The following is a 14,735-nucleotide window of genomic DNA, read 5'->3' as shown; positions in this document are numbered from 1 at the left end:
GAGCCCGCTCATTCGCCCAGATACGCGGCCCGCACCTTCGGGTCGTCGAGCATCTGCTTCGCGTCGCCTTCCATCGTGACCGTGCCCGAATCCATCACGTAGCCGCGGTCGGCCGCCTGCAGCGCGAGGCGCGCGTTCTGCTCGACGAGCAGCACCGTGATGCCCTCGTTCGAGATCGTGCGCACCACTTCGAAGATCTTCTCGACCATGATCGGCGACAGGCCCATCGACGGCTCGTCGAGCAGCAGCAGCTTCGGCTTCGACAGGATCGCGCGCGACATCGCGAGCATCTGCTGCTCGCCGCCCGACAGCGTGCCGGCGAGCTGCGTCGCGCGCTCCTTCAGGCGCGGGAAGAAGCCGAACATCCGGTCGACGTCCTTCTTGATCCCGTCCGCGTCGTTGCGCAGATACGCGCCCATCTGCATGTTCTCGATGATCGACATCCGCGCGAAGATCCCGCGGCCTTCCGGCACCATCGCGAGGCCGCGCTTGAGCAGTTCGTGCGTCGGCACGCCCTTGATCGACTTGCCGTCGTACTCGATGTCGCCCGCCGAGTACGGCTTGAGACCCGTGATCGCCTTCATCGTCGTGGTCTTGCCTGCGCCGTTCGCGCCGATCAGCGTCACGAGCTCGCCCTGGCGGACTTCCATGTCAACGCCCTTGACGGCCTGGATGCCGCCGTAGTTGACCTGCAAGCCCTTGATTTTCAACATTGCCGCTGCCATCAGTGCACCCCTGCGCCGAGATATGCCTCAATCACCTTCGGGTCCTTCTGCACGTCCTGCGGCAGACCCTGGGCGATCACCTTGCCGTAATCGAGCACCGTCATCCGGTTGCACAACCCCATCACGAGCTTCACGTCGTGCTCGATCAGCAGGATCGTGCGGCCGTCCGAGCGAATCTTGTCGAGCAGGCGCGTCAGTTCCACCTTCTCCGTCGCGTTCATCCCGGCCGCCGGCTCGTCGAGCGCGAGCAGCTTCGGATCGGTCGCGAGCGCGCGCGCGATTTCCAGGCGGCGCTGGTGGCCGTACGACAGGTTGCGCGACGTGTAGTCCGCGTACTGCAGCACGCCGACGTATTCGAGCAGCTCGATTGCGCGCTCCTTGATCTCGCGCTCTTCCTGGCGTTCCGCCGGCGTCTGGAACACCGCGCCCAGCAGCCCGTGCTTGGTCCGCACGTGGCGGCCCACCATCACGTTCTCGAGCGCCGTCATCCCGCCGAACAGGCGGATGTTCTGGAACGTCCGCGCAATGCCCGTCTTCGCGACCTGGTGCACCGCGGTCGGCTTGTATTCCGCGCCGTCCAGCCTGAATTCGCCGGAGTCCGGCGTATACAGCCCCGTGATCACGTTGAAGAACGTCGTCTTGCCGGCGCCGTTCGGGCCGATCAGGCCGTAGATCTCGCCTTCCTTGATCTCGAGGCCGACGTCGGACAGCGCCTGCAGGCCGCCGAAGCGCTTGTTCACGCCTTTCACGGACAGTCGGATTTGCTTGTCGCTCATGTGTGTTTCTCCTTCCGCTGTCAGTCCGTTATGCGCGCGCCGACTTGGCGCTGCGCTTCGCCAGTTTCGCGATCTTGTCCTCATGCTTCGGCGCCGGCCACAGGCCTTCCGAGCGATACAGCATGATGATCACCATCGCGAGGCCGTACAGCGCCTGGCGGATCACTTCGGTATCCACGACGTCGTGGCCGAAGATCGCATGCTGCAGCGGGCTCATCGTCGAACGCAGGAATTCCGGGAAGATCGCGAGCAGCACCGCGCCGAGGATCACGCCCGGGATATGGCCCATGCCGCCGAGCACCACGCAGGCCAGCACGACGATCGACTCCCAGAACGTGAACGATTCCGGCGACACGAAGCCCTGGAACGAGCCGAACATCGCGCCCGACAGGCCGCCGAACGACGCGCCCATCGCGAACGCGAGCAGCTTCACGTTGCGGGTGTTGATGCCCATCGCCTTCGCCGCGATCTCGTCCTCGCGGATCGCCGCCCATGCGCGGCCGATGCGCGAGTGCTGCAGGCGCGTACACGTCCAGATCACCAGCAGCGCGCACAGCACGAACAGGTAGTAGTACATGTAGACCGACGGCAGCTGGATGCCGAACAGCGAGTGCGTCTGCGCGAGGCTGAAGTCGCCGGCGTGCACCGGATCGATCCCTGTGATCCCCTTCGGGCCGTTCGTGATGTTCACCGGACGGTCGAGGTTGTTCATGAAGATCCGCACGATCTCACCGAAGCCCAGCGTGACGATCGCGAGGTAGTCGCCGCGCAGCCGCAGCGTCGGCGCGCCGAGCAGGATCCCGAAGATCGCGGCGATCGCCATCGCGATCGGCACGATGATCAGGAACGGCACGTGAAGCCCGCCGGGCGCGAGCTGCGCGATCCACTCGAACTGCGTGGTCAGGTGCGGCGAGCTCAGCAACGCCGCCGTGTATGCGCCCACCGCGTAGAACGCGATGTAGCCCAGGTCCAGCAGGCCGGCGAAGCCGACCACCACGTTCAGCCCCAGCGCGAGCATCACGTACAGCATCGCGAAGTCCAGCACGCGGACCCAGTAGTTGCCGCCCGCTGCGCCGATGATGACCGGCGCGGCGATCACGAACGCCGCGGTGAGGATCCCGATGGTGACGGTCTTCGCGGTGTTGCGTTCTTCGACGAGCGTCGTCGAGGTTTCGATCGGTTGAATGGATGTCATGTTGTTGCTCCCCTTCCGTTACGCGCGGTCCGCGACACGTTCGCCCAGCAGGCCGGACGGACGGAACACGAGCACGATGATCAGCACGATGAACGCGAACACGTCCTGGTAGTTGCTGCCGAACACGCCCCCCGTCAGATTGCCGATATAGCCGGCGCCCAGCTGCTCGATGAGACCGAGCACCACCCCGCCGACCATCGCGCCCGCGAGGTTGCCGATGCCGCCCAGCACGGCTGCCGTGAACGCTTTCATGCCCGGGATGAAGCCCATGTAGAAGTGCACGTTGCCATACTCCGACGCGATCATCACGCCGGCGAGCGCGGCGAGCGCCGAGCCGATCATGAAGGTCGCCGAGATCACGAAATTCGGGTTCACGCCCATCAGGCTGGCGGTGTTCGGGCTTTCCGCGATCGCGCGCATCGCGCGGCCGAGCTTGGTCTTGTGCACCAGCAGCAGCAGGCCGCCCATCACGAGGAACGCGACGGCGATGATCACGATTTCGGTCATCGAGATCACGGCGCCGGGCGTCGTGTCGGTGGCCTTGATCACGTTGATCGGGTCGGTCGGCAGCAGCTGCGGGAACGGCAGCGGGTTGCGCGACCAGATGATCATCGCGGCGGTCTGCAGCAGGATCGACACACCGATCGCGGTGATCAGCGGCGCGAGACGCGGCGCGCGGCGCAGCGGCCGGTACGCGACCCGCTCGATCGTGTAGCCGACGACGGCGCACACGATCGCGGCGATGCCCAGGCCGATCGTCAGTGTCGCGACGTTGCCGAGCTGCGGGAAATGGTTCTGCAGCACGGTGATCGCGGAGAGTGCGACCATCGCGCCGATCATCAGCACATCGCCGTGCGCGAAGTTGATGATGCCGAGAATGCCGTACACCATCGTGTAGCCCAACGCGATGATGGCGTAGACACTGCCGAGCACCAGCCCGTTGAGGATCTGCTGGACGAAAATATCCATTTAAAGCTCCTTGGCCCGTGCTGCCGGATGAGGCTGCGCCCCGCGGGTAAGCGGAGAATCACGTCGTCTCGGCGGCACTGCGGGTACTAGAAAAGACCGGTAAGGGTGGATCGTCCCGGCGTGCGCCGCCCGGCCTGTACAGCCGGACCTGCCGCCGGAGCGGATACAGAAACGGCACCGCACTGTTCCGGTGCCGTCACGAGTCCCGTCGCTACATCGTCACGACATCGAGGACGGTTTTCTTTGCCTCCTTGAAGTCGTAGGGCAGCGTGCCGACACGCCCGGCGTCCGGCTGTCCGGAATCCGTGCCTTTTTCCGTCCGGGCCGCGGCGAACGCCGTGTCCGGGCCGATCAGGTTCTGCACCGCGTTGCCCGCGAGCTCGACCACCTTGGCGACGCACGCGCCGATGTCGCCAAGGGTTTGTACTCCGATGCCGAACGGCGCCGCCTGCGCTGCAAGCCCGCCGTCCGCTGCCCGCGCGGCGCCGGAACCGGCTGCGCGAAGAACGCGCCCGACTTTCGTCCGGCACGCGTCGGAATTCATGGACCGAAACAGGCCGCCGGCCACGACGCGATGCGTCGTGCCGACACGCTGCCAGGTCGAATCGATATGAAAGGAGAGCGGTGCCATCTGCACGTCGCCTGCGTTGCCGCGGGTCTTGCCGCGAATCTGGCCGCAAAGCGCACGCGCCGGCGGTGTGCCGCGTGCCGCCGTCGTCGCCTCGCGGTTGCCCGCGCGGGCTGCGGCAATCGCCGTGCCCGTTGCGCTGCCGCGCGCGGCGCACCGTGCCGAATGCATGCCGTGCTTCGGGCGCTGCGCGTTGAATGCGTCGCTCGCCAAACCTGCCCCGTTATCCGTATCACTGTCCGATTGCGCGATGCGGCACACGGCCCGCCGCGCATGACCGGTGATGGCAACGCGCACGTCGTTGGCTGCCGGAACCGCATATGCCACTACTGCCCTGCCATCGCTCTTTTTGCTGCCCCGGCCGAGCATTGCAACCGCTGCGGCGACGGACACGGCGTAAGCCAACTTCACATGCATTAAATAGGTCTCCTGCGCCTTGCCAAAACCGGGTTCCAAGGCCATCCCGGCCTGAAAACGGGCGAATTGTAACTCCATTTATAGAACGCCAATATTCCTGATTTGATGGGGTTTTCCTGCATTGCAACCAATTTTGAGAGGGGCTTAATCGCGCGGATAGCAACCCGGTTGCACCAATGGTGTGAATAATGGTTGCGCCCGCATTTTCGCGGTGCAAAAAAAAGCGCGCCGGGAGGCGCGCTTCGGGTATTGCGAAAGCGGAGCGGACAATCAGGCGGCGGGCGGCAGGTTCAGGCCGCGCGGCAGCGGGAACGATACGCTCTCTTCGATCCCGTCGAGCGCGCGGACGTTGCGCACGCCGAGTTCGCGCAGACGTGCGATCACCGCCTGGGCGAGCACCTCGGGCGCCGACGCGCCGGCCGTCACGCCGATGCGGCGCTTGCCGGCGACCCACGCCGGATCGATCTGGTCGGGCGCATCCACCATGTATGCCGCGACGCCGCGCTTCTCGGCCACTTCGCGCAACCGGCTCGAATTCGAGCTGTTCGGGCTGCCGACGACGATCACGACGTCGCACTGCGGCGCCATGAACTTCACCGCGTCCTGGCGGTTCTGCGTCGCATAGCAGATGTCCTGCTTCTTCGGCTCGCGGATCTTCGGGTACTTCGCCTTCAGCGCGGCGATGATCTCGGCCGCGTCGTCGACGGACAGCGTCGTCTGCGTGACGAGCGCGATGCGCTCCGGATCGGCGAGCTCGAGCTTCTGCACGTCCTCGACGCTCTCGACGAGATGCATGCCGCGCTCGACCTGCCCCATCGTGCCCTCGACCTCCGGATGCCCCTTGTGCCCGATCATCACGATGTCGACGCCATCCTGGCGCATCTTCGCCACTTCGACGTGCACCTTCGTGACGAGCGGACACGTCGCGTCGTAGACGCGCAGCCCGCGCACGCCGGCCTCGTCGCGCACCGCCTTCGATACGCCGTGCGCGCTGAAGATCACGGTGTTGCCGGACGGCACTTCCTCGAGTTCCTCGACGAAAATCGCGCCCTTCTTCTTCAGGTCCTCGACCACGTACTTGTTGTGGACGATCTCGTGGCGCACGTAGATCGGTGCGCCGTACATCGCGATCGCGCGCTCGACGATCTCGATCGCGCGATCGACCCCCGCGCAGAAGCCGCGCGGCTGGGCCAGCAGGATTTCGGCGTCGGCGGCGACGGTCTGTCCGGACAGCGTATCGGTGGTGCTCATGATTACAGGATCCCGATGATTTTCACTTCGAACGTGAGCGCTTGGCCCGCGAGCGGATGATTGAAGTCGAACAGCGCCGAGGTTTCGCCGACTTCCTTCAGCACCCCTGCATATCGACCGCCGTCCGGCGCATTGAATTCGATCAGGTCGCCCGGCGTGAAGTCCTCGCCGATCATCCCGTTCTCGCGCAGCGTCTTGAGCGTCACGCGCTGGAGCATGTCCGGATTTCGGGGCCCGAATGCCTGTTCGGGCGCTAGCCGATAAGTCGAATGGTCGCCCACCCTGAGCCCGACGAGAATCTGTTCCAGCGAGGGCGCCAGCTGCCCTGCGCCGAGCAGCAGCGTCGCGGGCTTGTCGGAAAAGGTGTTGACGATGTCGGCGCCGTCAGCCAGTGCCAGCCGGTAGTGCAGCGTGACGTGCGAACCGGGCTTCACTTCGGAAAGATCGATGAGGCTCATGAATTACTCGTTCAGTCGGCGCCCGATGCGGCCGCGAGGCCCGGCGCAAAACCCGTATTGTAAGTCACCTGAGCGCGCAAGGCGGAAAGTGCGACGACGTTGCGCAGGCCTGCCCGCCCGCCACAATGGAGAATCAACCATGCCGCAACAATTGTCGCCCCTCCCCGAATGCCGCGACGCCGCCGATGCCGCGCCGCGCACGTCCGGGCAGCCCAAGCGCGGCGCGGCGCGCGCGAAACGGCCCGACCTGCCGCGCGAGCGGCTGCTCGAGCGCGGGCCGGCCGCGCTGTCCGACGACGAGCTGATCGTGCTGCTGCTCGGCACCGGCGTGGCCGGCCACAACGTGTTCGACAGCGCGCGTGCGCTGCTCGAACACTTCGGCAAGTCGCTGCGCGGGCTGCTGGACGCGACTCCGGACGATTTCCGCGGCCGCCCCGGCATCGGCGACGCCCGCATCGCCCGGCTGTCCGCGGTCGCCGAGCTCGCGCGGCGCGCGCTCGCCGAGAAGGCACGCGAGCACCTGCTGATCGACTCGCCCGGCGCTGTCGAGGATTACCTGCGCCTCGTGATCGGCACGCGCCCGTACGAAGTGTTCATGACCCTGTACCTCGACGCGCGCAACAGCCTCGTCGACAGCGAGGAAAGCGCGCGCGGCTCGCTGACGCGGATGGCCGTCTACCCGCGCGAGATCGTGCGCCGCGCGCTGTCGGTGAACGCCGCCGGGCTGGTCGTCGCGCACAATCACCCGTCCGGCGCGGTCCAGCCGAGCGCGGAGGACCGGCGCCTGACCCGCGTGCTGCGCGACGCGCTCGCACTCTTCGACGTGCGCCTGCTGGATCATGTCGTCGTCGGCGCGACCGAAACGTTCTCGTTCGCACGCGCCGGCTTGCTGTAAACTACGCCGGGCTGCACAGGTCGGCCCGGCGGAGCCCGCCCCAGACGGACTCCGGCGGGCGGCGCACGCGCACCACGACGGCACGACGAAATTACGTTTGATTTTCCTGAACTTTTTCTGCTAGAATCGCCGTCTGTCTTTTTTCCAACCAGTTCTAGCCATCGAAGGGCCTTGTCTGTTTAAGGGCTTGGGCGTTCTGAGTGCAGCTATGGATCACGTGGCTGCGCGATGAGAACCTTCACCGGCGATCGAACCCCGAATTTAGCGTATTAGGAGTGCTCTCATGGCACGCGTATGCCAAGTAACTGGGAAAGCGCCGATGAGCGGCAACAACGTTTCCCACGCGAACAACAAGACGAAGCGCCGCTTCCTGCCGAACCTGCAAAACCGCCGGTTCTGGGTGGAAAGCGAAAACCGTTGGGTGCGCCTGCGCGTTTCGAACGCCGGCCTGCGCCTGATCGACAAGAACGGCATCGATTCCGTGCTCGCTGACCTGCGCGCACGCGGCGAAGCCTAAGCCCAAGGAGCACAATCATGGCAAAAGGCGCACGCGACAAGATCAAGCTCGAGTCGACCGCTGGCACGGGTCACTTCTACACGACCACGAAGAACAAGCGCAACATGCCGGAAAAGATGGCGATCAAGAAGTTTGATCCCGTCGTCCGCAAGCATGTGGAATACAAAGAAACCAAGATCAAGTAATCTCCGGTTTCTGCCAGCCTGACGGTGACCAAAAAGCCCCGCAACCGCGGGGCTTTTTGTTTTGTGCGCACGCTTTCGCCCGACGCGGTATGCTCTCCCCTTTCCGCGGCTGCGGCCGCCGGAATACACAAGATCAAGCGTGAAATGATGGAGATGCAGCAATGAAATTCGATGTGGCGATCGTCGGCAGCGGCCTGGCAGGGCTGTCGGTCGCGCTCAATCTGGCCGGCACGCGGCGGGTCGCGCTGATCGCGAAGCGTTCGATGATGGAAGGCGCGAGCGACAACGCGCAAGGCGGCATCGCCGCCGTGCTCGATTCCGCGGACAGCATCGAGAACCATGTCGATGACACGCTGGTCGCCGGCGGCGGCCTGTGCGACGAGAGCGCGACGCGCTACATCGTCGAGCACGGCCGCGAAGCGATCGAATGGCTGATTTCGCAGGGCGTGCCGTTCACGAAGGACGACGCCGCCGAACTCGGCTTTCACCTGACCCGCGAAGGCGGCCACAGCCACCGCCGCATCATCCACGCCGCCGACGCGACCGGGCACGCGGTGCTCGCGACGCTGTCCGAGCGCGCGCGCCGGCATCCGAACATCACGTTCCTCGAGAACCACCATGCGGTCGACCTGATCACGTCGGAGCGGCTCGGCCTGCCCGGCCGCCGCTGCCACGGCCTGTACGCGCTCGACGTCGACAGCGGCCGCACCGTCACGATCGAAGCGCCGCACACGGTGCTCGCCACCGGCGGCGCGGGCAAGGTCTACCTGTACACGACCAACCCGGACACCGCGACCGGCGACGGCATCGCGATGGCGTGGCGCGCGGGCTGCCGCGTCGCGAACATGGAATTCATCCAGTTCCACCCGACCTGCCTGTTCCACCCGTACGCGAAGTCGTTCCTGATCTCCGAGGCGGTGCGCGGCGAAGGCGGCCTGCTGAAGCTGCCGGACGGCACCCGCTTCATGCCCGCGCACGACCCGCGCGAGGAACTGGCGCCGCGCGACATCGTCGCGCGCGCGATCGACTTCGAGATCAAGAAGCGCGGGATCGACTGCGTGTACCTCGACATCAGCCACCAGCCGGAAGCGTTCCTGCGCGAACATTTCCCGACGATCCACGCGCGCTGCCTCGAGTTCGGCATCGACATCGCGAAGCAGCCGATTCCGGTCGTGCCGGCCGCGCACTACACGTGCGGCGGCGTCGTCACCGATCTCGCGGGCCGCACCGACCTCGCCGGCCTGTATGCGGTCGGCGAAACGTCGTACACGGGGCTGCACGGCGCGAACCGGCTCGCCAGCAACTCGTTGCTCGAATGCCTCGTCATCGGCCGCGCGGCTGCCGGAGCGATCGAGACGGCCGGCTTCGAAGTCGACTCGCCGGGTGCGCTGCCCGCGTGGGACGAGAGCCGCGTGTCGGATCCCGACGAGGAAGTCGTCGTCGCGCACAACTGGGACGAGTTGCGGCGCCTGATGTGGAACTACGTCGGCATCGTGCGCACCGACAAGCGCCTCGAACGCGCGAAGCACCGGCTGTCGCTGTTGCGCGACGAAATCCACGAGTATTACGCGAACTTCCGCGTGAGCCGCGACCTGCTGGAGCTGCGCAACCTCGTCGACGTCGCGATGCTGATCGTCAAGAGCGCCCAGTCGCGACGCGAAAGCCGCGGGCTGCATTACAGCCGCGACTGGCCGCACACGCTGCCGAAGGCGCTGCCGAGCGTGCTGACGCCGAAAGCGCGCCGCTGAGCCGCGCGCCGCACCAGCAAAAAAGCCGTTGGCAAAACGCCAACGGCTTTTTTGTCTGCGGATTGCGCCGCGCGGTCAGTCGACGATGCGCATCGAATAATCGGTCGCGCGCACGTCCTTCGTCAGCGCGCCGATCGAGATGCGGTCGACGCCGGTCTCGGCGAACGTGCGCACCGTATCGAAATTGACGCCGCCCGACACTTCGAGCACGGCCTTGCCAGCCGCCACGCGCACCGCCTCGCGCATCATGTCGACCGTGAAGTTGTCGAGCAGCACCGACTGCGCGCCGTGCGCGAGCGCCGTGTCGAGCTGCGCGAGCGTCTCGACCTCGACCTGCACCGGCACGCCGGCATTCAGCGTGAACGCCGCGTCGAGCGCTTCGCCGACGCCGCCCGCGGCGGCAATGTGGTTCTCCTTGATCAGGATTCCGTCGTACAGCGCGAGCCGCTGGTTCGCGCCGCCGCCGACCCGCACCGCGTACTTCTGCGCGAGCCGCAGGCCCGGCAGCGTCTTGCGCGTATCGAGGATCTGCGCGCGCGTGCCTTCGACCCGGTCGACATAGCGGCGCGTCGCCGTCGCGACGCCCGACAGCAATTGCAGGAAGTTCAGCCCGTTGCGCTCGGCGGTCAGCAGCGCGCGCGCCGGGCCTTCGAGTTCGCAGACGGTCGAATCGGCCTTCATCCGGTCGCCTTCGCGATACTGCCAGCGCACGTCGATCGTCGGATCGATCCGGCGCATCACCGCGTCGAACCAGGGCACGCCGCACAGCACGGCTTCTTCGCGCACGATGATGCGCGCACGGCGGCGCTCGCCGGCCGGCACGAGCCGCCCGGTCTGGTCGCCCATGCCGACGTCCTCGGCAATCGCATCGGCGACGTTGCGCGCGAGCGCGTCGTCGAACACGGCGCCGTATTGCGCACGGATCGCTTCGTAAAGCGGGGAAACGGCACTGGTCGTCATGCCGCCCCCACGTTCGCGAACAGTTGCTGGTCGCGCTGCAGGTCGCCGCTCGCCTGCACGCGCTTCTTGTGAGCGGCCGCGAAATCGAGCATCCGGTCGATCGGCAGGCGCGCGCGCGCGCCGACCGCCGGATCGACGAAGATCTCGTTGTGGCCGCGCTCGAGCACGTCCGCGAGGTTCGCGAGGCCGTTCATCGCCATCCACGGGCAGTGCGCGCAGCTCTTGCAGGTCGCGCTGTTGCCGGCCGTCGGCGCCGCAATGAAGGTCTTGCCCGGTGCCGCGAGCTGCATCTTGTGCAGGATGCCGAGATCGGTCGCGACGATGAAGCGCGTCGCGTCCAGCTTCACCGCCGCGTCGATCAGCTGCGTCGTCGAGCCGACGACGTCGGCCAGCGCGACGACGCTCTCCGGCGATTCCGGATGGACGAGCACCTTCGCGTCCGGATATTCGGCGCGCAGCAGGTCGAGCTCGATGCCCTTGAATTCGTCGTGAACGAGGCACGAACCCTGCCACAGCAGCATGTCCGCGCCGGTTTTCTTCTGGATGTAGCTGCCGAGATGGCGATCCGGCGCCCAGATGATCTTCTCGCCGCGGGCGTGGAGATCCGCGACGATCTCGAGGCCGATCGACGACGTGACCATCCAGTCCGCGCACGCCTTCACGGCGGCGCTGGTGTTCGCGTAGACGACGACGGTGCGGTCCGGATGCGCATCGCAGAACGCGGAGAATTCATCGGCCGGGCAGCCGAGGTCGAGCGAACAGGTGGCGTCGAGGTCCGGCATCAGGATTCGTTTGGCCGGACTCAGGATCTTCGCGGTTTCGCCCATGAAGCGCACGCCCGCGACGACGAGCGTCTGCGCGTCATGGTCGCGGCCGAAGCGGGCCATTTCGAGCGAATCGGCGACACAGCCGCCGGTTTCGTCGGCGAGTTCCTGCAATTCGGCGTCCACGTAATAGTGCGCGACCAGGACTGCCTTCTCGCGGGCCAGCAGCGCCTTGATACGCGCTTTCAGTGCGGCGCGCTCCTCGGGGGACGGCGTCTCGGGCACCTTTGCCCATGCTTGCCCGACGCCGCAGACTGCGCCTGCCGCGACCGGCCGGTCGTACTCGACGGGTTTGATCGTCGATTGCATCTACATATCTCCTGTCGACCAGAGTTAGCGCTTTAGCGCTTACTCTGGTCCCATGCTTTACGGTCGCCCAAAAGAAAAAACCCCGCCAGCGCGGGGTTTGTGACGTCCTGAGATTCTAATCGATTTCGAATCAGGCGTAGCGGCGCAGGCGCATCGCAAATTCCTGCAACGCCTTGATGCCGCTTTGTTCGGCGCGATGGCACCAATCCTGCAATTGGGCCAGCAGCTGTTCGCGCGACGCGGTCGAACGATCCCAGATCGCGGCGAGATCCTGGCGCAGCTGGAAGTACGTCTGCAGCTTCTGGCTGTTCGCGAAGATTTCCGGCAGCAGCTTCTTCTGCGGCTCGTCGAGGCCGTCCGCGTCCTTGTGGAACCACTTGCGCGCGCCGCGCATCAGCTGGTACTTCTCGCCCGAGCCGAGCTCCTTCAGGCGCACGAGCTCCTGCCGGTACGCCCGCTTGACGGCCTTGCCGTAGCGCGCCATCACCTCGTAGCGGTTCGACAGCACGGCCTGCAGCGTTTCCTGGTCGAGCACCGTCTTCGGCTTGTTCAGGCGCGGCGTCGGCGCGACCTTCTTCACCTTCGCGAGACCGAACGCGGACATGATGCGGATGTACATCCAGCCGATGTCGAACTCGTACCACTTGTTCGACAGCTTCGCGGACGTCGCGAACGTGTGATGGTTGTTGTGCAGTTCCTCGCCGCCGATCACGATGCCCCACGGGAACAGGTTCGTGCTCGCATCGGCCGAGTTGAAGTTGCGGTAGCCCCAGTAGTGGCCGAAACCGTTGACGACGCCCGCCGCCCAGAACGGGATCCAGACCATCTGCACGGCCCACACGGTCAGGCCGACCACGCCGAACAGCGCGACGTCGATCACCATCATCAGGCTGACGCCGAGAATCGGATACTTCGAGTAGATATTGCGCTCGATCCAGTCGTTCGGCGTGCCGTGGCCGAACTTGCGCATCGTCTCTTCGTTCTTCGCTTCTGCACGGTACAGCTCGGCGCCTTCGAGGAACACCTTCCAGATGCCTCTCGTCTGCGGGCTGTGCGGATCTTCCTCGGTCTCGCACTTCGCGTGGTGCTTGCGGTGAATCGCCGCCCACTGGCCGGTCAGCATGCCGGTCGTCATCCACAGCCAGAGGCGGAAGAAATGGCTGGCGATCGGATGCAGCTCCAGCGCGCGGTGCGCCTGGCAGCGGTGCAGGTAGACCGTCACCCCGATGATCGTCACGTGCGTGACCGCGAGCGCGAACAGCACGATCTGCCACCACGAGAAGCGCAGAAGCCCGTGAGAAAGAAAGTCGAGCAGGGAATTCAACAAGGCAGTTACCTGTGGAGTGAACGACGCCGGCAACGCGCCGGCGTCAGAAAAATGAAAGCATACCGCTGAATAGACCAGGATTTTACTTCAACCGTTCCAAGTCTTTGTAAAAAATGAATATTTCTTGCCTTGACGCAACGCCGGCAGTCCAGCGGCGGACTCCGCCGGCCCGGCGCTCCGCGTCCGGCCGGCTTACACGACCGCGCGGGCGGCCGCGCCGTCGCCGTCCTCGGCGCGCATCGCCGCGAAGCCGTCCGGCAGGCCGACGACGCGCACCTCGCGCTGCGGGAACGGGATCGAGATCCCGTGCTCGCTGAAGAGCCGCCAGACGTTGCGGTTCACCGTCGAGCGCACGCCCGACGTGCCTTTCGCGGAATCCTCGATCCAGAAGCCGAGCTCGAGATCGATGCCGTCCGCGCCGAAGCTCACCAGATACGGCGTCGGCGCCGGCTCGTCGAGCACGCGCGGCACGCCCTTCGCGGCTTCGGCGAGCAGCGTCAGCGCGTGCTCGACGTCGCTCGTGTACGCGACCTGCACCGCGACCTTCGCGTAGCCGCGCGTCAGGTACGACGACTGGTTCTGCACGACGTCGGTGATCAGCTTCTCGTTCGGGATCAGCGTCTCGTTGCCGTCGAGGCCGCGCACGACCGTGTAGCGCGTGCGGATCTGCGTGACGATGCCCTGCAGGCCGCCCACGCTGATCGCGTCGCCGAGCCGCAGCGACCGGTCGAGCAGGATGATGAAGCCCGACACGTAGTTGCTCGCGATCTTCTGCAGGCCGAAGCCGAGCCCGACGCCGACCGCGCCGCCGAACACGCCGAGCACGGTGACGTCGATGCCGACGAGCGACAGCCCGATCAGCACCGCCGCGAACACGAGCAGCGCGCGCCCGATCCGCGACAGCACGACCTTCAGGTTCGCGTCGAGCGTGCTCGCGCGCGTCAGGCGGTCCTCGAGCACCGAGCCGAGCCACATCGCGACCAGCAGCGTCACGCAGATCCACAGCGCGCCGGAGATCAGCGACAGCAGCGTGAGGTGCGCGTTCGCGACGCGGAACTGCACGCTGTCGAGCCACGCGATCACGTCGCGCTGGATGCCGAGCACGGTCAGCACCATCGCGGCCCACACGACGGTCGACACGATCTTCTCGACGATCGACAGCCACGCATGGGTGCTGCCGTCGCGCGCGAACACACGCCGCGCGAAGAAGAACAGCACGTAGATGAGCCCGATGCCGATGAGCGGCACGAGCGCGAGCGACAGCAGCGCCGTCGACATGAACGGGTCGAACGCGAGCTGCGCGATCCACACGAACCCGCCGCCGAACAGCGGGAACAGTGCGCGCTTCAGGCTCTGCGCGCCGGCGCCGGGCCCGCGCCCGGCCGCGCGGCGGCGCGCGTCGATGCGGCCGTGCACGAAGCGCGCGGCGAGCCATGCGAAGCACAGCGCGCCGACCAGGATCGCCGCCTGCCAGATCATCACCGGCTGGTTGAAGTCCTGGATCACCGACGCGAGGCGGCGCGACAGCAGGCGGCTCTGCAGGTTCTGCAT

15 protein-coding genes are annotated in these 14,735 nt (G+C 66.1%); 4 read left to right on the top strand and 11 right to left on the bottom strand.

Going from position 1 to position 14,735, the window contains the following annotated elements; genetic code table 11:
* Nucleotides 1-8: 8 nt before the first annotated feature.
* The 7 genes from WJ35_RS14570 to WJ35_RS14540 form a co-directional block, all read right to left on the bottom strand.
* On the bottom strand, nucleotides 9-725 hold the full coding sequence (locus WJ35_RS14570) for an ABC transporter ATP-binding protein (protein ID WP_029226375.1): 717 nt from the start codon (nucleotides 723-725) through the stop codon (nucleotides 9-11).
* Nucleotides 725-1,501: an ABC transporter ATP-binding protein gene (locus tag WJ35_RS14565; protein ID WP_010090950.1), complete on the bottom strand. Its 777-nt coding sequence runs from the start codon at nucleotides 1,499-1,501 to the stop codon at nucleotides 725-727. The genes WJ35_RS14570 and WJ35_RS14565 overlap by 1 nt, the downstream gene beginning before the upstream one ends.
* Before the next feature lie 28 nt (nucleotides 1,502-1,529).
* A complete protein-coding gene (locus tag WJ35_RS14560; RefSeq protein WP_010090949.1) occupies nucleotides 1,530-2,696 on the bottom strand; it encodes an ABC transporter permease subunit in 1,167 nt (388 codons plus the stop codon).
* 18 nt (nucleotides 2,697-2,714) lie between these two features.
* Nucleotides 2,715-3,665, bottom strand: coding sequence for a branched-chain amino acid ABC transporter permease (locus WJ35_RS14555; RefSeq protein WP_010090948.1), 951 nt, complete (start codon nucleotides 3,663-3,665; stop codon nucleotides 2,715-2,717).
* A 211-nt stretch (nucleotides 3,666-3,876) separates the two neighbouring features.
* Nucleotides 3,877-4,710, bottom strand: coding sequence for a branched-chain amino acid ABC transporter (locus tag WJ35_RS14550; RefSeq protein ID WP_080484312.1), 834 nt, complete (start codon nucleotides 4,708-4,710; stop codon nucleotides 3,877-3,879).
* Between the two features lie 270 nt (nucleotides 4,711-4,980).
* Nucleotides 4,981-5,961 (bottom strand): 4-hydroxy-3-methylbut-2-enyl diphosphate reductase, encoded by a 981-nt coding sequence (gene ispH, locus WJ35_RS14545; RefSeq protein WP_010090946.1) that lies wholly within the window; start codon nucleotides 5,959-5,961, stop codon nucleotides 4,981-4,983.
* 2 nt (nucleotides 5,962-5,963) lie between these two features.
* Nucleotides 5,964-6,419, bottom strand: coding sequence for an FKBP-type peptidyl-prolyl cis-trans isomerase (locus tag WJ35_RS14540; protein ID WP_060232247.1), 456 nt, complete (start codon nucleotides 6,417-6,419; stop codon nucleotides 5,964-5,966).
* 139 nt (nucleotides 6,420-6,558) lie between these two features.
* On the opposite strand from WJ35_RS14540, the gene radC reads away from it, so the two are divergent.
* From radC to nadB, 4 genes are all read left to right on the top strand, one after another.
* Nucleotides 6,559-7,314 (top strand): RadC family protein, encoded by a 756-nt coding sequence (gene radC / locus WJ35_RS14535; RefSeq protein ID WP_029226374.1) that lies wholly within the window; start codon nucleotides 6,559-6,561, stop codon nucleotides 7,312-7,314.
* A 283-nt stretch (nucleotides 7,315-7,597) separates the two neighbouring features.
* Complete coding sequence (gene rpmB, locus WJ35_RS14530) at nucleotides 7,598-7,831, top strand: 50S ribosomal protein L28 (protein WP_004186391.1); 234 nt, start codon at nucleotides 7,598-7,600, stop codon at nucleotides 7,829-7,831.
* Nucleotides 7,832-7,848: 17 nt separating this feature from the next.
* Nucleotides 7,849-8,016, top strand: coding sequence for a 50S ribosomal protein L33 (rpmG, locus tag WJ35_RS14525; RefSeq protein ID WP_006478046.1), 168 nt, complete (start codon nucleotides 7,849-7,851; stop codon nucleotides 8,014-8,016).
* 161 nt (nucleotides 8,017-8,177) lie between these two features.
* Entirely contained in the window at nucleotides 8,178-9,764 is a 1,587-nt protein-coding gene (gene nadB / locus WJ35_RS14520; RefSeq protein WP_060232250.1) for an L-aspartate oxidase, read from the top strand.
* Between the two features lie 75 nt (nucleotides 9,765-9,839).
* On the opposite strand, the gene nadC is transcribed toward nadB, so the two are convergent.
* The 4 genes from nadC to WJ35_RS14500 all read right to left on the bottom strand — a co-directional run bounded on the left by nadC (nucleotide 9,840) and on the right by WJ35_RS14500 (nucleotide 14,735).
* Nucleotides 9,840-10,724: a carboxylating nicotinate-nucleotide diphosphorylase gene (nadC, locus tag WJ35_RS14515; protein WP_060232253.1), complete on the bottom strand. Its 885-nt coding sequence runs from the start codon at nucleotides 10,722-10,724 to the stop codon at nucleotides 9,840-9,842.
* The gene (gene nadA, locus WJ35_RS14510; protein ID WP_060232256.1) at nucleotides 10,721-11,857 is read right to left on the bottom strand and encodes a quinolinate synthase NadA; all 1,137 of its coding nucleotides are present in this window, start codon (nucleotides 11,855-11,857) and stop codon (nucleotides 10,721-10,723) included. Before nadA ends, nadC begins: the two co-directional genes overlap by 4 nt.
* 130 nt (nucleotides 11,858-11,987) lie before the next feature.
* A complete protein-coding gene (locus WJ35_RS14505) occupies nucleotides 11,988-13,184 on the bottom strand; it encodes an acyl-CoA desaturase (protein ID WP_010090939.1) in 1,197 nt (398 codons plus the stop codon).
* A gap of 192 nt (nucleotides 13,185-13,376) precedes the next feature.
* Nucleotides 13,377-14,735: a mechanosensitive ion channel family protein gene (locus tag WJ35_RS14500; protein ID WP_060232321.1), complete on the bottom strand. Its 1,359-nt coding sequence runs from the start codon at nucleotides 14,733-14,735 to the stop codon at nucleotides 13,377-13,379.

Source organism: Burkholderia ubonensis (assembly GCF_001718695.1).
GTDB lineage: Bacteria > Pseudomonadota > Gammaproteobacteria > Burkholderiales > Burkholderiaceae > Burkholderia > Burkholderia ubonensis_B.
The sequence above is the reverse complement of the archived record's forward strand: the minus strand, read 5'-3'. Positions and strand labels throughout refer to the sequence as shown.

Coding starts and splice junctions, on each gene's coding strand:
- nadC (WP_060232253.1), bottom strand. CDS start 10,724: ATGACGACCAGTGCCGTTTCCCCGCTTTACGAAGCGATCCGTGCGCAA.
- WJ35_RS14570 (WP_029226375.1), bottom strand. CDS start 725: ATGGCAGCGGCAATGTTGAAAATCAAGGGCTTGCAGGTCAACTACGGC.
- WJ35_RS14560 (WP_010090949.1), bottom strand. CDS start 2,696: ATGACATCCATTCAACCGATCGAAACCTCGACGACGCTCGTCGAAGAA.
- rpmB (WP_004186391.1), top strand. CDS start 7,598: ATGGCACGCGTATGCCAAGTAACTGGGAAAGCGCCGATGAGCGGCAAC.
- nadB (WP_060232250.1), top strand. CDS start 8,178: ATGAAATTCGATGTGGCGATCGTCGGCAGCGGCCTGGCAGGGCTGTCG.
- radC (WP_029226374.1), top strand. CDS start 6,559: ATGCCGCAACAATTGTCGCCCCTCCCCGAATGCCGCGACGCCGCCGAT.
- ispH (WP_010090946.1), bottom strand. CDS start 5,961: ATGAGCACCACCGATACGCTGTCCGGACAGACCGTCGCCGCCGACGCC.
- nadA (WP_060232256.1), bottom strand. CDS start 11,857: ATGCAATCGACGATCAAACCCGTCGAGTACGACCGGCCGGTCGCGGCA.
- WJ35_RS14550 (WP_080484312.1), bottom strand. CDS start 4,710: ATGCATGTGAAGTTGGCTTACGCCGTGTCCGTCGCCGCAGCGGTTGCA.
- WJ35_RS14555 (WP_010090948.1), bottom strand. CDS start 3,665: ATGGATATTTTCGTCCAGCAGATCCTCAACGGGCTGGTGCTCGGCAGT.
- WJ35_RS14500 (WP_060232321.1), bottom strand. CDS start 14,735: ATGCAGAACCTGCAGAGCCGCCTGCTGTCGCGCCGCCTCGCGTCGGTG.
- WJ35_RS14540 (WP_060232247.1), bottom strand. CDS start 6,419: ATGAGCCTCATCGATCTTTCCGAAGTGAAGCCCGGTTCGCACGTCACG.
- WJ35_RS14565 (WP_010090950.1), bottom strand. CDS start 1,501: ATGAGCGACAAGCAAATCCGACTGTCCGTGAAAGGCGTGAACAAGCGC.
- rpmG (WP_006478046.1), top strand. CDS start 7,849: ATGGCAAAAGGCGCACGCGACAAGATCAAGCTCGAGTCGACCGCTGGC.